We start from the raw sequence: 22,584 nt of genomic DNA on the forward strand, positions 1-22,584 counted from the left end.
ACAAATGGGGTCTTTTAATAAATGGATTCGTGGTGAAAAATCTTTTTCTACCCAAGAGCAAGCTGATTACGCATTAAATAAATCTATCTCTTCTTCCCTTTCCCTTAATTTAAAGCACTTGTCCAAAATGTTTAGCGGTATTCCAGAATTAATAACACGCACTTTTCCATTAAAAAACGGACAGGAAGCTGCACTTATATATATGGAAGGACTTGTAGACAAAACTGTTATTAACGTAAACATTCTTCGTCCTCTCTTATTTAAAGAGTGGAATGAAGACGATTTTTGGGAAGCCTCTGTTTCTATCGGAAATATTAAAAAAGTTCAACAGTGGACAGACATTGAACAATCTCTTTTACACGGCAAAAGTATTTTATTTATAAACGGACAACTATCCGCTTTAGAGCTTGATACGCAAGCGGCACCAAAAAGGAGCATTGAAGAACCTACAACAGAGAGCTCCATAAAAAGCTCACACGAAGGATTTAATGAAGTAGCGAGCGACAGCCTTGCACTTATTCGTCGATATATTCCAAATCGCGAATTGAAAGTAAAGGAATTCACTGTTGGTGAACGAGCTACTTCAAAGGTTTTTTTGCTTTATCTAGCAGATGTTGCGAACGAAAATGTCGTAAAAGAAATGGCATCCCGTATCGAGTCAGTAAAAGTTGATGCGATTCTTACTACTGGTGAATTAGAGGGGTTTGTTGAAGATAATTCCTTTACTCTCTTTCCGCAATTATCAATAACTGAACGCCCTGACACAACAGCACATCATATTCTTGATGGGCGAATTGCCGTTGTTGTAGATCGCTCACCAGGCGTATTAATAGGACCTATGACCTTTTCATCCTTTTTTCAGACGATAGATGATTACAGCTTCAGACCTATGATTCCATCTTTTATACGACTTCTTCGTTTCACTGGGCTATTTATTGCAATATTTGCTCCTGCTCTTTATATTGCTATGATTTCCTTCCATTATGAAGTGATTCCGCTCAAATTGTTGTTAACGATTGGAGAATCTCGAGCCAAAATTCCTTTTCCTCCCATATTAGAAGCTTTATTAATGGAATTAGTTCTCGAAATGCTCCGAGAAGCAGCGATTCGGCTTCCTGGGCCTGTTGGACAAACAATCGGCGTCGTAGGAGGAATTGTAATTGGACAAGCTGCCGTTCAAGCTGGTATTGTTAGTAACGTTATGGTTATCGTCGTATCAATTACTGCAGTCGCTTCTTTTATCATTCCTAACCTGGAAATGTCAGCAGGAATTCGAATTCTTCGCTTTCCGATGATGATAATTGCCTCTTTATTTGGCGTCATTGGAATTATGGTTGGGATGGCGATCATTATTATTCATATACTTTCTATGGAATCTCTCGGTGTTCCTTATGGTAGTCCTTTTTCTCCGTTATTTGCTTCGGATTTAAAAGATATTCTTGTACGTTTACCATGGAAAATAATGAAGAAACGCCCACTATCTCTTAACTTAAAACAAGAAAATCGACAAAGTGATATGGAAGAAATGGAGGAAGATAAGTGACAAAGCGTGCAAAGAGGGAGATTAGTTTATTTCAATACATTTTAACGATTAGTGGTGTTCAAGTAGGATTCGGTGTCCTTACACTTCCGCGTGAAGTTGCACAAGGTGCGAATACAGATGGCTGGATGTCTATTATTATCGGATGCGCTATCACTACTTTAGTCAGTTTATGTATTGTAAAAATTATGGAAAAGCATCCTGGATATACTTTACTTCATGTGCTGACTCGTTATCTTGGGAAGTGGCTAGGAAGAATAGGAATGATTTTTTGGATTTTATATGCTGTACTTGCAGCAGTCTCCTTAGTTTTTTCCCTCCTTTATGTTATTCACATTTGGATTTTACCTAGATCTCCTATGTTTTTAATTATGATTTTGCTCTCTATTCCAATGCTTATGCTTGCAAGTAAAGGTGTACTTATTATTAGTCGCTTTGCCGTTTTCACTGTGATTTTTACCCTTTGGATGCCATTACTATTGTTTATTCCTCTTAAAGATGGTCATTGGATATATCTTCTTCCCTTTCTAAAGGAAGGATGGATACCAGTTGTAACCACAGTGAAATCAACTATCATTGCGTTTCTCGGATTCGAGTTTGCATTCGTCCTTTATCCCTATCTAACTAACAAATCAGCTGCAAAAAAAGGAATCGTTATTGCAAATATGATTACTTTATTTGTTTACCTACAAGTTACGTTCGTTTCTTTCGTTTATTTTAGCCCGGATGGTATAACGAAATTTTTATGGCCGACTCTTTCTCTTGTTACACCATTTCACTTTTCATTTCTGGAACGATTTGAAATTATCTTTTTATCATTTTATCTCTTCATTATTTTCGATTCTTGTATTCCTTATATTTTCACTGCTTCAGATGGAATCAATCAATTACTTAACAAAAAAGGGAGTCCATTACCTGTTTGGATTTTATTATTCGGGTGCATTTTCGTTCTATTCTTTTATATCCCTTCCTCTTACCAAATAAGTGCGTTGCGAGAATTTTGGGGAACTGCCAGTTATTTTATCGTTTTTCTATTCCCAGTCGTATTTCTCTTATACATGACACTTTATCAGCATTGGAAAAGGAGCAAAATTTAAATGAGGCGCTTTATTCATTTCACTATACTTTGCTTTCTCATAACCTTATTAACAGGCTGTGGAGACCGGCTAGACTTAGAAAAACAATCGATTTCATTAATTTACGGCTTTGACGCAAAAGCAAAAGGAAAATTAATTGTGTACCACGTGAATCCTATTTTTAATGAAGACGTAGAAAAAAAGTACGAAACACATGAAGCGAAAGTACGTACACCTCGAGAAGCAAAAGCAACGTTTAATAGCTCAAGTGGCGGTTTAGTATCTACAGAAAAGTTACAGCTCATTTTATTTAGCACAAATTTTTTAAAACAAGAAGGGGCTATGCCTTACCTTGATGTTTGGTATCGTGATCCTAAAAACACTGGAAACATGCGCATGGTTGCAGTAGACGGTCCAGTTTCTTCAGTTATATATAATAACTTTAAAGATAAACCTGCCCTTCCCGAGTATTTAACAGATTTAATTAATACAAATAAATTATACAATCGGACAGTTTTCACACCATTTCATGAATTTCATAGGCAAACGTTTAATAAAGGTATAACACCTGCTATTTCAGAAATAAAAAAAGGTAAAAAGGATGTTATCGTTACTGGTTCCGCGCTATTAACTTCTCGCGGAATTTATAAAATGTCATTAAATCGTTATGAAAGCGCCCTTCTTCTTTTGTTACAAAAGAAAGCGAATACACCGGTTTCGCTTACATTGAAAATCCCTTCTACTTCAGTTGAAAGTAATAGTGATTTAAAAGATACCGATGGCGGCGATTTCGTAACAATAAATGTTCTTAGCATGAATCGTGATATCCATACAGATTATAGCGATAACCACTTCAAATTTCATGTTAAAATGGATTTGAAAATTGCTGTCTCTGAACTTACATTCAATATGGATATAGACAAAGATAGAAAGAAATTAACTTCTCTTATTACAAAACAACTAAACAAAGATTTGAACGATTTAATCCACAACATTCAAAAACAGCAACTTGATCCATTCGGATTTGGTGATTATGCGAGAGCGTTTCAATATAAAGAATGGAAACAAGTCGAAGATGATTGGCCGAGTGCCTTTTCAAAAGCTAATGTGAAAGTGGCACCAACTATTAAAATTTTAGAAAATGGGATTATTAAATAGAAAAAACACGCTACTTGTTCTTATATGAATAAGTAGCGTGTTTTCATTTCCATTACAAGTATTATTTCAATGGACTATACTTTATTTCTATTTCTATTTCTATTTCTATTTCTATTTCTAACATTACTATGTTTTTTAGCATATACAAAATATATGAAAACACCTATTATAATCCATGCCACAAAACTAATTAAAGTAAGCTTAGAAAGGTTCAAAGCTAAATATATACAACTTACTATCGAAACGATAGGTAAAAAAGGTACTAGAGGAGCACGGAATGGCCTCTTCATATTAGGATGTGTCTTTCTTAATACAATGACAGCTATAGATACAAACACAAATGCTGTTATCGTTCCCATATTCACTAAATTAGCTAATAAATTCAAATCCACTAATCCCGCTAATAAAGCTGCTAGTATACCTGTAACCCATGTATTAAAAAATGGAGTTTGTAAACGTTTATGGACACTTGAAAGTCTTTTTGGTAACAATCCATCTCGACTCATCGAGTAAGATACACGAACAAATGCAAACATAGCTACTAACAGAACTGTTGTTAGCCCTGCTATCGCTCCCACCGATAACAACCCAGCAATTCTATCTTCTCCTACAGTGCGCAACGCATATGCAACAGGATCAGCAACATTTAATTCCGTAAACGGAACCATTCCAGTTAACACGAATGAAACACCTACATATAGAACCGTACAAATGAACAAGGAAACAAGTAGCCCAATTGGCACGTTACGTTGTGGACGCTTCACTTCTTCTGCGGCTGTTGCAACTGCATCAAATCCTAAAAAAGCAAAAAATACAGTAGCAGCGCCTCCTACCACACCGTGAAAACCAAACGGTAGAAATGGTTGCCAATTCTCTGGTCTTACATATTGTGTCCCTACAACAATAAACCCTACAATAACAGCCAGTTTAATAATAACCATTATATTATTCATTCGTGCACTTTCTTTTGCACCACGGCTTAATAAAAATGTAACAACTAAAATAATAAGAACTGCTGGTAAATCAATGATTCCACCCTTCCCCATTCCTGGTGCCGAAGCAAAAATCGTAGGAATGTGAATATTAAAACCTAGTAGCAATGACTGAAAATATGCTGACCAGCCTGCTGCAACCGCAGAAGTCGCTAATAAATACTCCAGCATAACACACCAGCCAACTATAAATGCAAAAATCTCACCTAGTGTCATATATGTATATGAATATACACTTCCCGAAACTGGAACTGTAGATGCAAATTCAGCATAACAGAAAGCTACACATGCACATATAATTGCCGCTAATACAAAAGATAATACAATCGCCGGACCAGCATGTTTCGCTGCTACAATACCAGTTAATACGAAAATACCTGTACCAATAATTGCTCCAATCCCTAAAAGAGTTAGATCAATCGCTCCTAAAGTTTGATTCAATACTTTTTTCTTTTCTTCATCCATTGCTTTCTTTATGAAAAGACTCATTCTTTGAAACCTCTTTTTCAAGTTTATCTCTTACTTGTTACATTCTTTATTACTGTTCTATTTTAAAAATAAAAATATACATAGTTCACTTCCCCTATAGACTTAGTAACCCGCCTCAAAAAAACAGAAAAATCAATCTCTTTATGCTGTATTGAATTTTCAAAATATTAATCGTACCAAAAAACCATTAAGAATGCTGATTGAATTTATCATACAATTAATTATATTGTCAATAATAAATCAATCAAAAACAATCGGTTGATTATGTATCAAATGTTATTTTTATACATAATTATTTTCTCAAAAACATTGTTGTTTTCCACCTTAATATTCATACACATTTTATTACATTGATTTTCATACAATTTTCATTACATACAATGCAATAAAAATTATAATAACCTCAAATGAATTATTATTTAAAAATAATAATTCATTTGAGGTTATTTTACCATTTTAATACTAACAAAAAAGTGCAGATTTTCATCTGCACTTTTTTTATTCTTCCGCTTCAGCTTCTGCACTACTATTTCCAAGATGCTCCTTCTGAGCTTCCTCTTGCAGCTCCGCTGAAATCATCCCATAATAAAGTTCCGGATATAACCCAAATATTTGATATACACTTCCTAAAAACGGCATCAGAATCCCTCTTTTCTAAAGTTGTATTGCCACTTTTAAGGATTCCCTTTTCATTCATTATACATTCGTTTTTGACGTTTCTTCTTCATCTTGAACACCTAATAAATTTTGCCATTTTTTATACGGAGCGCTATTTGGATCTACATATCCTTTCGCATGCGAGCGATCCCACAATTGTTTAATAAACATTTCTTTCTCTTTCTTTGCCACCATATCGGCACCTGTACCGTAATAGTTCTGGAAATACAACTCGATTTCATCAAGGAATAGTCTTAATAATTCATCTGATGTTTCTTCTAACGTCGGATCATACTTCGCTTCACGATCATACATTAAAATCATATCTAAAAGATTGTGGACATGTTCTTTTCTAAGCCATCTTACATCTTGGGCTCCTAATACGAACGGATGTGTATATAAATGTCCACCTTGTATCATCGCCTTTTCTTGCTCTTCTTCAAATCGTGACAAGATGTTTTCATAAATAAACGGATTATGAAGCAACGCTCTGTGTAATTTATAACTTTCGCTTGAAATATTTTTCCCCATTGACTGAATTAAAAAGCTACGTCCTACACCGTTATATTGATACACAAACTGTCCATCAACAGCAACTAAACTAATCCAGCGATACATATATGCGTATAGTAATGCACGATTACATTTATCATAATCTAATTTTGTTTGAGTCGCATTTAAATCTGGCATAAAGGCTGGTAAGTGCCAATACTTATCTAAATGCGGCGTTAAACTAGATTTTTTACTATTTAATTTGTTTACACGGCGATAATACGATTGGAAATAGTCACCTTTATCATTCATAAATCCATTTGAAATATGTCCTGATGATAATTTAGGAAAGTCTTGCAGCGATAAGCCGTAATGCGCTCGATAACAGATCACTTCAAATGGCGAAAAGGCTTCATGTACTGTATCTTTTTCTTTAAACATTTCTTGAATTAATTCCTCTTGCAACTCTTTCTTTAAAGAAGGATGTATACCCCAATATTGTAATTCCCTATGATGAGCAACTTTCGGAACGAATGGACTCGCTAAATGGAACAGGTCTTCAATTTTTTCACGAACGTATTCATCGCGATCACGTTTCTTATAATCTGCTTCTTTTCGCAACGCTTCAATAATATTCAGTTCTAATTTATCACGATAGCGTACTTGCAGTTCGTCATAACAATAGCTCAGTATATGTTCTCGGTAGAAATCCTCTACCTTTTTCGACTGAATCTCTTCTGTTTTCGCATCACGACAATATTCCCCGTACAAACTCATGTAAATTTCCGCTGATATATCTTTCGGTAGTACACCTAAATTTAAATGTTGCTGCATATCTTGCCATATCTTTTCTTGCAGCTGTTCCTCAGCTAATACATATACATTCGTCGGGTTTGTTTTCCCTTCAAATTCCTTACTGCGCTTTTGGATTTCAAACAGTAAATTTTCACGTGTTTCATGTAAATTATCAAAAAATCTTTCCCAATATTGAATCATTTTATTAACTGCTTGATATAGCGATTGATATACAAGTTCTAATAGCATTTCTTTTCGATATTCATTTAATTTGTGTACATATTGCGTTACGATGTCTTCAAATTCTCTTTTGAATAAACGTTGCTGATTATTAATCATTTTTCCGAACCAGCCTTGTTGTTGAGCAATTTCTACTCGGCGTACAGCCGTTACCGTTCCATCAATATTACCCACATTAAATTTTTTATCGTAATTTTGAATTACATTACGCTTTTGTTCATTATTTTCATGTAGTCGATTCATTTTTTCTACTAACTGCTTTCGAATTTCATATAACATAAAACGCGCTGCTACTGGGTGAACGGGATCTGTTTTCTTTAAAAACCATGTATTTAATTGATAGGACTGCCCTTCAGAACCACTTGGTGAAAAGCGGTCTGATTCAATCATGTCATATAAAAGTGTCGTTACATGTTCATGTACCCGGCTCGGAATCGCATACGCATATAAACGCACCGCATGATCCACTCTTGCCACTTCACCCTTCATCTGTTCCATCATTTTCAGTTTCGTAGCTGAAATTTTACACTCATGTTGCAGACGATTTAATTCCTCATCTTTTTGCACCGTTCGTTGTACATAACTTTCTACAGCTTCTAAAAACAGTTTTGATTTCGCAACTCCGAGCTTACCACCCTCTGCTCCTTCACGTGTTTCATTGTACATTTGTCTATAGAAAATATGAGCTTGCTCTGGACGGGTAGCAAGATGCTCCAAGTCCTCTAAATAACTTTTACCTCTCTCCGGCTTTTCACGTTGCATCCCACGTTTTACATCTTGATCGTATCTTTGCTTCTTCTCTTGAAACAGTTGATCTAAATGAAGCCACGATTCATCTAAACCTTGCACGGCCCATTTTAAAGCACAATATTTTAACACATGTTCATATGGATAAATGAGTTTTGCCGTTCCTGCCCCGCAATATCGTCCTTTTCCGCTTGATTCTGCTAATTGCTGAATTTGATTGTCTTCCTGTGCAAAATGACTTGTGGACATCGGGCTAAATAACTGTAAATAAATTGTATTTGCCATCTGTTCCATATAGTCTGATAAATTGTGTAAATGGTGTCCATGTAGGTTTTCGTAATCGTATAAGAAACAATAATTGTACGGTAAATGATGTTGTTTAATTGTATGATTCGTTCTTCCGTCTTCATCTACTTGATCAGGGCGATACTCTAATTCAATTGTTACACCGCCGCGTTTTGATAATTCTCCAGTAGACCCGAGCGTAATAGCATGTAATTCTTTTAAAGATGCATAGCCATTTGCTTGCACCGTTTCAAATTCTTTCGCGCTAACCGTTCTCGTCTTTACTAAAACATCCGGCATTAAAAACGCACCGCGTATTAAAATGTTATGATGCTGCAATTTCTTCCGAAGCATTTCACGTAAATATAAAGCAATTTGCAGAAACATCCCTGAACCTGTTCCGCCTGCTAGTGATGTTACTATAATGACACGCACACCATATTCCGTTTGATCACTTGTAACCGGAAAGATTTTCTCGATTTCTTGCCAAAAAGACGTCAATTTATCTTCTTTCATCGCAGCACGTAACGCTAAACGTGAAATGACGCGTAACTGTCCTGCTCCTTCTGTTAATGGTTTATCAAGTATAGTCGGATCCATCGGAAACCACTCTGGGATCGTTGGATCTCCCGCAATATACTCCCTAGGCGTTTTACTAGAACTTGTTTGTGTCTTAAACTTTCGAATATGATCGAATTTACTTAATGTATTCACATCTGTATCAAATACGTGCATTGCTACCTTTTTCCGGCGCTCTTCAGGCAGTTTTTCATATATTTGATGCGTCACAGTACTACCGATTCCACCTAAACCAATTAATATTGTTGGAACTTGTAATGTCATGTGAACCACCTTCCTATTCTTGCTTGTTGGAAAAAAGGAAAGAGGATCAATACTCCATCCCCTTCTTATCCCTACCTACTATTCACACTCGTATTTGTAAATCTCCTTACCATATCCTCTATCAATTAGTAAAAGTTCATTTGGATATAGTGTCTTATGTTCCATTCCTACTTCATCCTCTGCTATAAACATTCCATCAATAATCATTCCAACTACTTGTGATTCTTTCGCTACAAAGACAGATTTCGAACCTTTCTTCGCTATAAACGTAACGGATTGCACGGTTTTTCTTTCTGCTCTAAATGGGATACCAAAATAATGGTTCCACCATTTATTCCGAAGTAATTCTGGTTCAGATTGATATAGCCAATCTTTCGCTACCTCTTGATCCCATTCATAATACAGTAGTGCTTTCCGGTGAAATCTTGGCCGAATAATCCATCCTAAAACAATGATTCCTACTACTAGCAGTAATAAAGTGATAGGAATGACAAACTTAAAAATAAGCGCATATTTTTCATAAAACGGAGCATCTTGAATATGGAATGTTATGTTTTTCTTTACTTCTTGTAACTTTGAATCCTGCACTACGATGGTAGCTTCTACGGTGCCGGTATCTGTAAAATTGAATGTGTCGGAGTAATGCGGTCGAGGATAAATGTAAATTTGATTACCATGCTGTTTTATTTCATAGTTGATTGATTGTTTAGATGTGACACCAGTAGATTTTAATAGTTTTTTTACAGCCTCTTCTGTCATCGGCTTATCATCTAACTGTGGTTGTATAATAAATGGTTTACTATTCTCTAAATTTGTTACTTTTTCTTCATAATCTTTCGTGACAGTTTGAAGTGATAATTTAGGCTTTTTCGTTGTTTCGATTTTAAATTCTTTCGTCTGTCTGTAAAACCCCTTTATGTTCATATGAACTTTCCCGCGTACTAATCCTTTAGTAAGCTTCGTTTCGTAATAAAATACATGTCTTTTATCGTCCCACTTCATCGCATATTGCTTCCCGTCTATTTCTACTTCTGCCTGAAAGTAAGAAGACTGAACTGGCAACTCAGTAGGTTTTGCTTCAATAACAGCTGTCACATCTTCATACATTTCCTCAACATTTTTTCTATCCTTATCCTCTTTGTCATAAGTAGAAACAGTATAATTAAGTGCCGGTTCGACTAGTACTTGTAATCCTTCTTTCTCAATATCTCGGTCCACTTCTATCGTATACGTTCCTGGTTTAATAACTTCTTCATTTTCCGTACTGATATGAACTATATTTCCGAACAATTTCGCTTCACCTGGTGCATGTATGGAAAAAGAAGATTGTAATTGTAATGGTTTAGAAATTTGTGTGACCTGATAATCGGGCAAAGAAGGCGATTGTCGTACCAGTGTCATACGTTTTAACGGAAATGGTGTTGTAATCTCTACTTTCTTCCCTACTACTTTCGTTTTTACAATCGATTCAACGGAAGAGAACGGATCACGATTTGCAACTAATGCTGCCACTTGATTGACGCTTTTTACAATGCCATCTTCTCCGCTTGACGGCATCGTAACACCATTTATCTCTTTCTTCCATATTTCCTTGAACGTATTTAGTTGTTCTTTTTCTTGTTGTCCTAAATCTTCTTCCATCGTAATTAAGACTGGATGTAACGATATCTTTTTTGCATCCATTTCTTTCTTAAACTGGGCTAATTTCCGCAAAATTTGTTCTTTTCCGCCAACCTTATCTTTCTCTAAATCATTAAATGCCCCGTCAGTTAACACAATAAGCCAAAATTCACGTTTCCCATCTATATCGGCTTCCTTTTTTATAGATTGCATCGCCGTTTCTACTGCGCTAAATGGAGTATTTAAATACGTTTTCCATGCTCCAATTCCCTCAATTTCTGTTTGCCTTTTATCCTTCGTTAACGAAATGTTTAATGGATCATTCGGCTTACTCATTGGAACGTAAGAAAATTTATCTTTTTCATCCAATAGCGCAACTAAACTTTGCAAAGCATAATTGGCATATTTCCAGCGATCGTTATTTCTCATGCTGCCCGAATCGTCATATACAAGTGAAACGACCCTTTCCTTTGCCTCCTCTCCTTTTGCAAAAGCTGATAAAGGTAAACATATAAATAGAAACAACATGAACGTGGCACAAATTCGGATTTTCATGATGAGGCTTCGCCACCTTTGTAGACAAATTCCTATGTTTAAATTTATGAGAGGAAACAAGATATATGACTTGTATTTTAGGACAACTAACCCACCATAACTTTATTATGTAAACAGATCATACACTTGGTAATATTCCTTCTAGCATTCTCTATCCAATTATATAAGTAAAAAAGCCTGTTTAAGCTCCACGCTTAAAACAGACTTTTCCTACTTTTTATTTTAAAAACACATAACAAAAAGTTTGATTTTTAACTTAACACATCACTTCTATTGTAAATCCACCAGGTGCTTCAACGTAAAACGTATACGCATGGGCATGCTTAGGAGGCTCGACCAAAAATCCATCTTCCTTCAATCTTTGATTTATCTTATCTACTTGTTCTTCACTTTCTTGTGGAAATCCTACATGAAATGTTTTTGGATACTGAACTTCTTTTCCTTTCATTAACGTTAGTATAAATCCATCATTATCACGCATAACTGCAAAGGCATTCCCCCTTGTTCCACTACAAATTAAACCAAAATACCTCTCTAAAAACTCTCTAGATACTGTTACATCTGTAACTGTTAAATTAAGATGTTTAATTCCCAATTCATCACCTTCTTTCTTAATTTTCTAACATTTTATCATACAATTAAAAAACACGCCTTTCACAGCGTGTTTCCTTGCTTTACATACACTTCAACAATCGGATTCTCTTTATTATCCGCATGCAAGCGTATATTCTCTTCACTTGTATTATAAATACTAGCTAATAACATTATCGTTAACACATTAGATGTCTTCGCATCACTTCCGTATTTTCTCTCAAGTGCTTCCTTATATTCAAAATCTAAATCCCCCTGCACATATGTATACACTTCAAAACCATCTTCTAAATTGCAAACTACTGTATCAATAATATCTGCCCCTACTTGCTTCTTCATTTCCTCTCGCAACGCTTCAATAAATTCTTCCCACGGTACTTCGTATGTCTGAAACTGATCTGTAGATTTCATGCCTTTTCCTCCTTATATATCCTCTTTTTATATTTCCCCTTTCCTACAACAATTATGATAGATAGGGCATTCGTACAAGCCGCACTTGTCCCCCTTACATATCGTATTACTGTAATGCGGAAGGAGGAAAGAACATGCATAGACAAAAATGTTATGATACATGCCGACGTTACTTCGGAAAAGTTGTTCGGATTGAAGACCGTGATGGCCGTATACATTTAGGAAAAATAATTGATGTGACACAAAGCTCTGTATGGATTGAACCGGTGCAACAGCGCTCATCTTTTGATTCCGGATTCGGATACTATGACGCTTATGCAAACGGTGGTTGCGATCTTTGCGGCGGCCTTAGCAGATGTGATAGTTGCGGATTTGGATGCGGTGGCGGTGGCGGTGGTGGATTCAGCAGCTGCGGATGTGGTGGTCGTGGTTGTAGTAGTTGTGGTTGCGGCGGCTGGGGAGGCGGCGGTTGTGGCTGGGGTGTTGAACTCGGATTTGGTTTCATCTTCGGAATTACATTAGCTGCATTATTTTTCATTTAACATAGTAAAGAGTTGACTACCTTTAGCCAACTCTTTTTCTTTATTTTTCACATATAAAAATACGATGCCCTAAAATGTGTTGGTACATAAGCCGTACATTTTCATGCTGTACCCACGCCTCATATAACTCATTCGGAATATGTGAGGATACATTCCATTCTGGCTCTTCTACATAGCCAGAGATCGTTTCTGCAATCGTGCCACCGCCAGCAATTGTAATTCTTTTAAAATTTGCTTTCTGAAATAATTGTACCCACTCATTCTCAGTTAATAGTTCTTTCATGCCATATAATTGGGCGATTTTTTCTTCCTCACTCTTATCAATGTGCCTATCAATAATCATTTCAATGACAACAAGCTTACCATCCTGCTGTAATACACGATAACACTCCGAGATAACCCTTTCTTTGTCTGTAAAAGCGATGATTGATTCTCCAAGTACGAACTCAAATGAGTTATTCAAACACGGTAAATGCTCTACATTTCCTTCAATTAATTTTATATCTAACCCTTCAAACAACCATCTATCTTTTGCCTTTTGAATCATAATTTCATTCTTTTCAACCGTTGTTACTTTATAACCAAATTCCCTTGTCATATATGCCGCTGTTTTCCCCGTACCGCAACCTATCTCAAGGACATTCGCCCCATATTTAAAAGGCAGTTGTGCTAACAATTGTTTTGTTAACGTAAAACCACCAGGATGAGCACTTCCTATTCCGTAATAAGCTAGGAAATCGATGTATGTGTTTCGCTTCATGGGATTCTCCCTTTTTTATTTTATATATTCGAAGACGGAAGAAAAATGCATAGAAAAAGGGGCGTATTGTACGCCCCTCATCTTACTTATCCTCTGTAATATATGCCCATTTATAGCTGTAGTCTCCACCAACTGGGTGATGAACAATACCTTTTACTTTCTGTCTTTGAACGATAGCATCACCACGTTGATATAATGGTGCAATTACAGCATCATCAAGTAACATTTTCTCAGCTTTTAGTAAGCTATCCCAACGTTCTTTCGTTTTCGTTAATAGCTCGCCTTTACCTTTTTGTACAATTTCATCATATTTTGGATTTGAATATCCAGTTTGGTTATGAGGACCATCTGTAACGAACATATCAATGAATGTCATTGGATCTAAGTAGTCAGGTCCCCAACCAGCGTAAGATAAATCATAATCTAAATCTGATTCTAATTTTAACTTTTGCTTAAACGGTTGATTTTTCAAGTTCACTGTTAACCCTGGTAAGTTTTTCTCAAGTTCTCCTTTTAAGAACTCTCCTACTTTTTTCGCATTATCGCTATCGTAGTTTAATAGCTCAATCGTTACTTGCTCTTTTCCAAGATCTTTTTTCGCTTTTTCCCAATGTTCTTTTGCTTTTTTTACATCTGTTTTTAAAATATCTCCGTTATCTTTACGGAAGTCTTTTCCATCTGGACTCTTCGCAAATTCTTTTGGTACTAAGTAATCTGCCGGTGTAGATCCGTCATTTAAAATAACGTTTGTTAAGCCTTTTTTATCATATGCCTTCGCAATCGCTAAACGTAAATCTTTATTCTTTAATACTGTATCTTGCCCACCACGTTTTTGGTTTAAACGTAAGAAGAACGTTGATGGTGTTTTTTGTGTATAGAAGTCCGGATTTGATTTATATTTGTCAACCATTTCAGATGTAAGTCCCGCACGATCGATTTGTCCGCTTTCATATAAGTTTACACGTGTACCGCTATCTTTTACTACGTTAAAGTTGATTTCATCTAACTTAACTGTTTTATTATCCCAATATTGTGCATTTTTCTTTAATTTCCATCCTTCTTCATGTTTCCAGTCCGTTAATGTAAATGGTCCGTTATATAACGTTGTATCTGCTTCTAAACCAAATTTTTCGCCTTTTTCTTTTACGAATTTTTCATTTAACGGATAGAATGTTCCAAATGAAGTTAATTCTACAAAGTAAGGAACTGGATTTTCTAATTCTACCTCTAATGTGTAGTCATCTACAGCTTTTACACCTAACGTATCAAGTGGTGCTTTCCCATCATTAATTGCTTTTGCGTTCTTTAAATCAAACATAATGTATGCATATTCTGCTGCTGTATTTTTATCTACTGCACGTTTCCAAGCAAACACGAAATCCTTCGCTGTTACAGGGTCTCCATTTGACCATTTTGCATTTTTATTTAATGTAAATGTATACTTTTTACCATCATCACTCTTTTTATATGATTCAGCAACCCCTGGAGCTGCTTTATTATCTTTATCAAGTCGATATAAACCTTCCATTACGTTATTTAAAGCAAGAAACGATACTTGGTCTGTCGCTTTCGAAGAATCCATAGATGGAATTTCCTGGGCTTCTGTTAAATTCAAGACTTGCTTCGCTGCTAATTTTCCGCCTTCTTTTTCACCACTTTTCGGTGTTGTGCTTGCCTTCTCTTTATCTCCTGATCCAGAGCAAGCTGTTAATGCCATACTCATTACTAAAACTGGTGCTACGACCGCTGTCAATTTTTTCATCTTTTTTCTCTTCATTTTTTTGTACCCTCCCCAATTATATGTACGATATTAACATTTAGAAATTCTCTACTAACTTTCGTTATCAGAAAATTCTTATTAATTAATATTCTACTGTTTTTTTAGATTTTGTAAAGTATTTTTGTAAATTTTCTAAATATTTATTTTTTTATTATAGTAACTTGCTGTTTTAACTACTATATGAATTATCCCCCGTCTACTATATGTAAACATCCCTTCCCTTATTCCAATCTATTACTACGTTCTATATTTTTCTTATTAGCATGAGGTCTCTTACTATCATTCATCTGTCTTACTACTTACTGACCTCTCTATTTTCCTCCGATAGAACCTTCCTAATTACCTACCCGATTCTCGATAGGCTAACGAGATTTATTCCCTTATGCATACTAAAAAGCATTTCAAAAGCAGCTCAGCCACTTTTGAAATGCTTTCACTTTATTTTTTTCCGCCATCCTCAGTTACATACGCCCACTTAAAGCTATATTCTGGACTGATGTTATGTTTCACAATTCCTTTTACATTCGGTTTCATTACGTACGATCTTCCTGTTTGATATAAAGGAACTAACCCTGCATCTTCTTCAAGGAATAATTTTTCAGCTTTCCCTAACGTTTCCCAACGTTTTTTCGCATCACTCATTAATTCATTACCTGCTTTTCCTACCATTTCATCGTATTTTGGATTTGAATAACTCATTTGGTTGTACGGGCTCTTCGATTCAAACATATCAATAAATGTCATTGGATCCGCATAGTCTGGACTCCAACCTGCATAAGAAATTTCATAATCTTGCGCAGTTTCTAATTTTAATTTTTGTTTGAACGGCTGAATTTTTGTATTAATCGTTACACCTTTTAAATTTTTCTCAATTTGATCTTTTACATAGTCAGCAATCTTTTTCGCAGTTCCATCATCATAACTTAGCAATTCAATTGTCACTTGATCTTTTCCAAGTTCTTTTTTCGCCGCTTCCCAAGCTGCTGCTCCTTTTTTCGGATTATATTTCAGACCATTTTTAAATGTATCTTGATAATCTTTACCATCTGGCCCTGTCGCAAGTCCTTTTGGAACCAATTGATCTGTTGCTTTTGATCCATTATTTAAAATTACATTTGCCAATCCTTTTTTATCAACTGATAATGCAATTGCTTCACGAAGTTTTTTGCTCTTTAAAGGCGTGTCTTGTCCGTTACGTTTTTGATTTAAACGTAAGAAGAATGTACTTGATTCCGCATACTCACCATATTCTTCTTTGTTCGATTTATATTTATCTACAAACTCTCCTGATAGTAATGTAAAATCAATTGATCCTGTATCATATAAGTTTACTTTCGTTGCAACCTCTTTTACTACACTATAGTTAATTTCTTCTAATTTCACAGTCTTTTTATCCCAGTACTTATCATTTTTCTTCAGCTGCCAACCTTGTTCATGTTTCCATGAAGACATAACGAATGGACCGTTATACACAGTTGTATCTGCTTCTAAACCGTACTTATCACCTTTTTCTTTTACGAATTTTTCATTTAATGGATAGTATGATGGGAATGCTAATAAATTTAAGAAATACGGTACCGGTTTTTCTAATTCTACTTCTAGCGTGTAATCATCTACCGCCTTCGCTCCTAATTCAGTTACAGGTTTTTCCCCTTTATTAATCGCTTCTGCATTTTTAATATAGTAAGCAATAAATGCATATTCTGCCGCAGTATTCTTATCAAGTAAGCGCTGCCATGCGAAAACGAAATCTTTCGCTGTTACAGGATCACCATTTGACCATTTTGCATCTTTTCGCAGTTTAAACGTATACTTTTTACCATCTTCACTTTTCGTACTAGACTCTGCCGCAGCAGGAATTGGCTTATTGTCTTTATCAAGGCGATATAGGCCTTCCATCGTGTTCCCTAAAATTTGCGCACCTAATGTATCAGTAGATTTAGAAGTATCCATCGTCGGAATTTCTTGGTTTTCCGTACGATTTAATACTTGTTTCGCTGCATATTTAATATCTGATTTTTTTTCTTCCCCACTATTTGATGTAGTAGTCGTTTTCTTTTCCCCACCTGACCCAGAACATGCTGTCAATGCAACACTCATCGCTAAAACTGGTACCACAACTGCCGTTAACTTTTTCATCTTTTTTCTCTTCATTTTTGTACCCTCCCTAATTATATGTACATTACCAACCCTTGAGAGACCCCTTACTAAAGATTAATTTTTCAGAAAATTACAACTAATGTTATTCTACTCTTTTTTTCGCATTTGTAAATAGTTTAATTTTAAATATTCCGACTCTTTAATTTTAGTAGGATTTATCCCCCATCTACTATATGTACATACTATACACCTTATTCTCCTCTATTTAACCATACTAAAAATTAGTATTTTAAGCTCAAAAAAAGCATTTCAAAGTAGCTTAGCTACTTTGAAATGCTTTTTTAACTCTATTATTTTTCAGTTACATATGCCCACTTAAAGCTAAATTCTGGACTGATATTATGTTTTACTACTCCCTTTACATTTGGTTGTAAAACATAAGAATCTCCACGTTGATATAAAGGTACGATCGCTACATCTTCTTCAAGTAATGTTTTTTCAGCTTTTCCTAACTCTTCCCAACGTTTTTTCGCATCGCTCATTAATTCCGTTCCAGCTTTTTTCACCATGCCGTCATATTTAGGGTCAGAGAAGCTCATTTGGTTATGAGAATGTCCAGTCTCAAACATATCTAAGAACGTCATTGGATCTGCATAATCCGGATTCCATCCGCCATACGAAATATCATATTGTTGTTCAGTCTCTAATTTTAGTTTTTGCTTAAATGGTTGAAGTTTAATATTAACTGTTACACCTTTTAAGTTTTTCTCAATCTGATCTTTAATATATTCGCCAACTTTTTTCGCATTACCAGTATCGTAGTTTAAGAATTCAATCGTAACTTGATCTTTTCCAAGTTCTTTTTTCGCTTCTTCCCAAGCTGCAGCAGCTTTTTTAGGATTTGGTTTCAAACCATTTTTAAATGTTTCTTGGAAATCTTTACCGTCCGGTCCAGTTGCTAATCCTTTTGGTACTAAGAAGTCAGCTTCTTTTGATCCATCATTTAAAATTACATTTGCTAAATTCTTTTTATCAATTGATAGCGCAATTGCTTCACGTAATTTTTTGCTCTTTAATGGCGTGTCTTGTCCATCACGTTTTTGGTTCATACGAATGAAATACGTACTCACTTGTGAATATGTGCCAAATTCATCTTTCTTGCTTCTATATTTATCTACGAACTCTCCAGTTAATAAAGCAAAGTCAACTTGACCGCTATCATATAAATTGATAAGAGTTGCTGGTTCTTTAACAACACTGAAGTTAACTTCTTCAAGTTTTACAGTCTTTTTATCCCAATATTGATCATTTTTCTTTAATTGCCATCCTTGTTCATGCTTCCAATCTTTAAGAACGAACGGTCCATTATAAACTGTTGTATCAGACTCTATACCGAACTTCTCCCCTTTTTCTTTTACGAATTTTTCATTTAATGGGTAGTACGATGGGAATGCTACTAAGTTTAAGAAGTACGGTACCGCTTGCTCTAATTCAACTTCAAGCGTAAGATCATCTACCGCTTTCACTCCTAATTCAGCTACAGGTTTTTCACCTTTATTAACCACTTCTGCATTTTTAATTGGGAATGCGATAAATGCATACTCAGCAGCTGTTTTTGGATCTAATAGACGTTGCCAAGCATATACGAAATCTTTCGCCGTTACTGGATCTCCATTTGACCATTTTGCATCTTTACGTAGTTTAAATGTATATTTTTTACCATCTTCACTTTTCGTGCTAGATTCTGCTGCAGCTGGAATAGGCTTATTATCTTTATCAAGACGATATAATCCTTCCATCGTATTCCCTAGCATTTGTGAAGATACTGTATCTGTTGATTTAGAAGAATCCATCGTTGGAATCTCTTGGTTTACTGTTCGATTCAACACTTGTTTTGCCGCTAATTTTCCCTCTGACTTGCTATCTCCACTTGAGTTTGTGCTTGTCTTCTTATCTCCACCTGATGTAGAACATGCTGTTAACGCCATGCTCATTGCTAAAACCGGTGCTACAACTGCTGTTAGTTTTTTCATTTGTTTCTTTTTCATTTTGTACCCTCCCTAATTCTTAACGATAGCTATTAAAGAATTTTCTGATAATTCTGTTTTTCTCTATATATTTATCAGACGATTCTTACTAATTCTTATTCTACTAATTTTTTAATTTTTGTAAAGTATTATTATTGAAAATTTTTAAAAAATTATTTTTTTACAGTAATATTCATAAAAATGCCATATTTTGTTCAAACCTTATTTCGCATTCATACACATCCGTTGTTTTAATCACTTTCATCTCATTTACCACTTGAATACTTGTTAATTATTGCTAATAAATAATGCATATATCTAAAAACATCTTTTCTACAAAAATAAAAAAGTCAGCAAAGCTGACTTTTTACCCGACCATTTTTTCTCTTTTCATTTCCTCTACTACTCTCGTATACTTCTCATCATCAAATTCATTTTCACTTTTCGCAACAACTACAGTTGCAATACCGTTACCAATTAAATTAACGATAGCACGTGCTTCTGACATGAAACGATCTACACCAAGTAATAACGCTAAACCTTCTAATGGGATAACATTCATTGCAGATAGAGTAGATGCTAGTACAATGAATCCCCCACCGGTTACTGCCGCTGCTCCTTTAGATGTAACTAACAAAATAGCTATTATAGTTAATTGTTGACCTAGTGAAAGATCAACGTGAAAAACTTGTGCTAAAAATATAGTTGCCATTGATAAATAAATCGTTGTTCCATCTAAGTTAAAAGAATAGCCTGTTGGAATGACTAAACCTACTACCGGTTTCGAACACCCGAAGTCTTCCATCTTTGTCATCATCCGCGGCAGTACTGATTCTGACGATGATGTCCCGAGAACAATAAGTAATTCTTCTTTAATATGCGCTAAATATTTCCACAAACTAAATTTGTACAGTTTACAAATAAAATTTAAAACAATAAAAACAAATAATACCATTGTCGCATATACACAAATCATTAATTTACCAAGTGGTATGAGCGTGCTTAAACCATACTTCCCAATTGTAAATGCCATCCCACCGAATGCTCCAGCCGGTGCTAATTTCATTACAATTGATAAAATGTTAAAAAATACTTTCGATAATCTTTCAAAAAAGTCAATAACCGGTTGTCCATTTTTCCCTAACATCGTTAACCCTGCGCCGAATAAAATGGAGAAGAACAGAACTTGTAAAATATCACCTTTGGCAAATGCTTCAAACATGTTAGACGGCACGATATGTAAAAAGAAATCCATCCATTTCATTTCTTGTCCGCTTTGTACATATTGTGAAACATCTCCGCCCTTTAGTTTTGAGGGATCTAATCCATCTCCTGGACGTACAACATTCGCTACGATGATACCAATAATTAAAGCCGCTGTTGTAACAATTTCAAAATATAATAGTGCCTTCCCACCAACACGGCCTACCTTTTTCATACTTCCCATACTTGCAATACCGAGCACAATTGTTAAAAAGATAATCGGTGCAATAACCATTTTAATCATATTGATGAATGTTTCACCAATTGGCTTCATTTGTTGTCCAACACTCGGCCAAATTGCCCCTACTGCAATACCACAAATAATGGCCACAATAACTTGGAATGTTAAATTCTTTACGATTCTCATTTTTGATACTCCCCTGTATTTTCATTTCTCCCATACTATTTCAATAATTGCTAATGATATATTCTATGTAATAGCCCCCCTGTTATTTAACTTAAACTATAATTTTATGTTACACTATTATCTTAAAATTGAAAATAGTATATAATATTTACGAATAAAAGACATACTATTTAACATAATAAAAAAGCAGACATTACATCTGCTTTAATTCTCCTCAATCTTTTTTTCACTTAATCCTAGATGTGTTCTAAGAGTATTACTCAAACTCTGTAGATCTTTTTTATTAGGATTATAATAATATACACGTTGCCCGTTTGGGCCATTAGGTAAGTATAAATCATCACCAGCTAATTGTATTTTTTCAAATGAACCGTTTAAACCGTATTTATAAAAAGATAAAATATCATCCATTACTAAATTTGTTTTAAAATCACCATCAACCGCCTCAACTATTTTTTCTAGCTTCGTAATCGATCCTACACTTTTTAATTTACTTAAAATCGCTTCAATAACAAGTTGTTGGCGCTGTCCTCTCATTGCATCACTATCAATATGGCGCGTTCTTGCTAGTGCAAGTGCTTCTTCCCCATTTAATTTTTGTAATCCTTTTTTCAAATGAATCGCATCAGGTTCATCTTTACTATTTTGCTCCGTAAATTCAACTGGGACATCCACTTCAATACCATCTAACCCATCAACAATTTTAGTAAAGGAACCAAAATTAAATTTCACAAAATAATCAACAGGCACCTGTAACAATTTTTCTACTGCTTCCACAGAAGCTTGCGGTCCTCCATCTTTACCATTTTTAACGAAACCACTTCCATATGCATGGGTTATTTTATCTTTTTTCTTTTCAACTGGAACATATGTATATGTATCACGCGGTATGCTCGTTAATTTCACTGTTTTATCGTCTTTATTAAAAGTCGCTAACAATAATGCATCTGTATGAAATGCACCATTATATTCCTTTTGTCGTTCTTGATTTTCATCAATTCCCATAATTAAAAGTGAAACATGATTTGCAATTGGCTTTACAGATTTCTCACGTAAATTGGATTTTTCACCTCGTGCTAAATTCAAATTAGATTTTTGTACAAGACTAGAAGTTTTCATATATACATAGGCTCCATAGCCAATTCCACCAAATAGTAATACCGCCAGTAGTAAACTTATTATCGTTTTCTTTTTATATTTTTGCTTATTTTTCTCTTCTCTTAAAGATGAATGATTACCCATTTACTCTCCTCC

General features: G+C 35.0%; 16 protein-coding genes. 4 read left to right on the top strand and 12 right to left on the bottom strand.

All coding sequences use genetic code 11. From position 1 onward, the window contains the following. The first annotated feature begins 4 nt into the window (after positions 1–4). Genes gerSA through gerSC form a run of 3 tightly spaced genes read left to right on the top strand, consistent with a single transcriptional unit; the run spans position 5 to position 3,774 of the window. Positions 5–1,543: a spore germination protein GerSA gene (gene gerSA / locus ACTFO4_RS20160; RefSeq protein ID WP_061457569.1), complete on the top strand. Its 1,539-nt coding sequence runs from the start codon at positions 5–7 to the stop codon at positions 1,541–1,543. Continuing rightward, positions 1,540–2,637 carry an endospore germination permease gene (locus tag ACTFO4_RS20165; RefSeq protein WP_017673153.1) on the top strand — a complete coding sequence of 366 codons (1,098 nt, stop codon included), beginning with the start codon at positions 1,540–1,542 and terminating at the stop codon, positions 2,635–2,637. Before gerSA ends, ACTFO4_RS20165 begins: the two co-directional genes overlap by 4 nt. Further along, entirely contained in the window at positions 2,638–3,774 is a 1,137-nt protein-coding gene (gene gerSC, locus ACTFO4_RS20170) for a spore germination protein GerSC (protein ID WP_061457572.1), read from the top strand. It abuts the gene before it with no gap. Between the two features lie 74 nt (positions 3,775–3,848). Here gerSC and ACTFO4_RS20175 read toward each other — a convergent pair whose 3' ends face one another. From ACTFO4_RS20175 to ACTFO4_RS20200, 6 genes are all read right to left on the bottom strand, one after another. Continuing rightward, positions 3,849–5,255: an APC family permease gene (locus ACTFO4_RS20175; RefSeq protein ID WP_242259306.1), complete on the bottom strand. Its 1,407-nt coding sequence runs from the start codon at positions 5,253–5,255 to the stop codon at positions 3,849–3,851. A 498-nt stretch (positions 5,256–5,753) separates the two neighbouring features. Continuing rightward, positions 5,754–5,894 carry a hypothetical protein gene (locus ACTFO4_RS20180; protein ID WP_001116195.1) on the bottom strand — a complete coding sequence of 47 codons (141 nt, stop codon included), beginning with the start codon at positions 5,892–5,894 and terminating at the stop codon, positions 5,754–5,756. Positions 5,895–5,951: 57 nt separating this feature from the next. Continuing rightward, positions 5,952–9,314, bottom strand: coding sequence for a tubulin-like doman-containing protein (locus tag ACTFO4_RS20185; RefSeq protein ID WP_000175124.1), 3,363 nt, complete (start codon positions 9,312–9,314; stop codon positions 5,952–5,954). Between the two features lie 78 nt (positions 9,315–9,392). Next, positions 9,393–11,489 carry a vWA domain-containing protein gene (locus tag ACTFO4_RS20190; RefSeq protein WP_017673155.1) on the bottom strand — a complete coding sequence of 699 codons (2,097 nt, stop codon included), beginning with the start codon at positions 11,487–11,489 and terminating at the stop codon, positions 9,393–9,395. A gap of 256 nt (positions 11,490–11,745) precedes the next feature. Then, the gene (locus ACTFO4_RS20195; RefSeq protein WP_017673156.1) at positions 11,746–12,084 is read right to left on the bottom strand and encodes a VOC family protein; all 339 of its coding nucleotides are present in this window, start codon (positions 12,082–12,084) and stop codon (positions 11,746–11,748) included. Positions 12,085–12,143: 59 nt separating this feature from the next. Beyond that, on the bottom strand, positions 12,144–12,491 hold the full coding sequence (locus tag ACTFO4_RS20200) for a hypothetical protein (RefSeq protein ID WP_017673157.1): 348 nt from the start codon (positions 12,489–12,491) through the stop codon (positions 12,144–12,146). A 134-nt stretch (positions 12,492–12,625) separates the two neighbouring features. Here ACTFO4_RS20200 and ACTFO4_RS20205 point away from each other — a divergent pair, with 134 nt between their 5' ends. Next, positions 12,626–13,033 carry a hypothetical protein gene (locus ACTFO4_RS20205; protein ID WP_017673158.1) on the top strand — a complete coding sequence of 136 codons (408 nt, stop codon included), beginning with the start codon at positions 12,626–12,628 and terminating at the stop codon, positions 13,031–13,033. A 40-nt stretch (positions 13,034–13,073) separates the two neighbouring features. Here ACTFO4_RS20205 and ACTFO4_RS20210 read toward each other — a convergent pair whose 3' ends face one another. From ACTFO4_RS20210 to ACTFO4_RS20235, 6 genes are all read right to left on the bottom strand, one after another. Beyond that, positions 13,074–13,793: a class I SAM-dependent methyltransferase gene (locus tag ACTFO4_RS20210; RefSeq protein WP_061457575.1), complete on the bottom strand. Its 720-nt coding sequence runs from the start codon at positions 13,791–13,793 to the stop codon at positions 13,074–13,076. Between the two features lie 82 nt (positions 13,794–13,875). Beyond that, positions 13,876–15,570 carry a peptide ABC transporter substrate-binding protein gene (locus ACTFO4_RS20215; protein ID WP_061457577.1) on the bottom strand — a complete coding sequence of 565 codons (1,695 nt, stop codon included), beginning with the start codon at positions 15,568–15,570 and terminating at the stop codon, positions 13,876–13,878. A gap of 441 nt (positions 15,571–16,011) precedes the next feature. Continuing rightward, on the bottom strand, positions 16,012–17,727 hold the full coding sequence (locus ACTFO4_RS20220; protein WP_061457579.1) for a peptide ABC transporter substrate-binding protein: 1,716 nt from the start codon (positions 17,725–17,727) through the stop codon (positions 16,012–16,014). Positions 17,728–18,023: 296 nt separating this feature from the next. Continuing rightward, positions 18,024–19,721: a peptide ABC transporter substrate-binding protein gene (locus ACTFO4_RS20225; RefSeq protein ID WP_000730151.1), complete on the bottom strand. Its 1,698-nt coding sequence runs from the start codon at positions 19,719–19,721 to the stop codon at positions 18,024–18,026. A gap of 346 nt (positions 19,722–20,067) precedes the next feature. Next, positions 20,068–21,330 carry a dicarboxylate/amino acid:cation symporter gene (locus ACTFO4_RS20230; protein WP_017673160.1) on the bottom strand — a complete coding sequence of 421 codons (1,263 nt, stop codon included), beginning with the start codon at positions 21,328–21,330 and terminating at the stop codon, positions 20,068–20,070. Between the two features lie 204 nt (positions 21,331–21,534). Continuing rightward, positions 21,535–22,572, bottom strand: coding sequence for an LCP family protein (locus ACTFO4_RS20235; RefSeq protein WP_017673161.1), 1,038 nt, complete (start codon positions 22,570–22,572; stop codon positions 21,535–21,537). Positions 22,573–22,584: the final 12 nt, after the last annotated feature.

Origin of the sequence: Bacillus cereus group sp. MYBKT14-1, assembly GCF_051915185.1 — a bacterium.
GTDB lineage: Bacteria > Bacillota > Bacilli > Bacillales > Bacillaceae_G > Bacillus_A > Bacillus_A cereus.

Excerpts from the sequence above, each read along its gene's own strand:
- gerSA (WP_061457569.1), top strand. The coding sequence starts at position 5 with ATGGGGTCTTTTAATAAATGGATTCGTGGTGAAAAATCTTTTTCTACC.
- gerSC (WP_061457572.1), top strand. The coding sequence starts at position 2,638 with ATGAGGCGCTTTATTCATTTCACTATACTTTGCTTTCTCATAACCTTA.
- ACTFO4_RS20175 (WP_242259306.1), bottom strand. The coding sequence starts at position 5,255 with ATGAGTCTTTTCATAAAGAAAGCAATGGATGAAGAAAAGAAAAAAGTA.
- ACTFO4_RS20180 (WP_001116195.1), bottom strand. The coding sequence starts at position 5,894 with ATGCCGTTTTTAGGAAGTGTATATCAAATATTTGGGTTATATCCGGAA.
- ACTFO4_RS20185 (WP_000175124.1), bottom strand. The coding sequence starts at position 9,314 with ATGACATTACAAGTTCCAACAATATTAATTGGTTTAGGTGGAATCGGT.
- ACTFO4_RS20190 (WP_017673155.1), bottom strand. The coding sequence starts at position 11,489 with ATGAAAATCCGAATTTGTGCCACGTTCATGTTGTTTCTATTTATATGT.
- ACTFO4_RS20200 (WP_017673157.1), bottom strand. The coding sequence starts at position 12,491 with ATGAAATCTACAGATCAGTTTCAGACATACGAAGTACCGTGGGAAGAA.
- ACTFO4_RS20205 (WP_017673158.1), top strand. The coding sequence starts at position 12,626 with ATGCATAGACAAAAATGTTATGATACATGCCGACGTTACTTCGGAAAA.
- ACTFO4_RS20210 (WP_061457575.1), bottom strand. The coding sequence starts at position 13,793 with ATGAAGCGAAACACATACATCGATTTCCTAGCTTATTACGGAATAGGA.
- ACTFO4_RS20215 (WP_061457577.1), bottom strand. The coding sequence starts at position 15,570 with ATGAAGAGAAAAAAGATGAAAAAATTGACAGCGGTCGTAGCACCAGTT.
- ACTFO4_RS20220 (WP_061457579.1), bottom strand. The coding sequence starts at position 17,727 with ATGAAGAGAAAAAAGATGAAAAAGTTAACGGCAGTTGTGGTACCAGTT.
- ACTFO4_RS20225 (WP_000730151.1), bottom strand. The coding sequence starts at position 19,721 with ATGAAAAAGAAACAAATGAAAAAACTAACAGCAGTTGTAGCACCGGTT.
- ACTFO4_RS20230 (WP_017673160.1), bottom strand. The coding sequence starts at position 21,330 with ATGAGAATCGTAAAGAATTTAACATTCCAAGTTATTGTGGCCATTATT.
- ACTFO4_RS20235 (WP_017673161.1), bottom strand. The coding sequence starts at position 22,572 with ATGGGTAATCATTCATCTTTAAGAGAAGAGAAAAATAAGCAAAAATAT.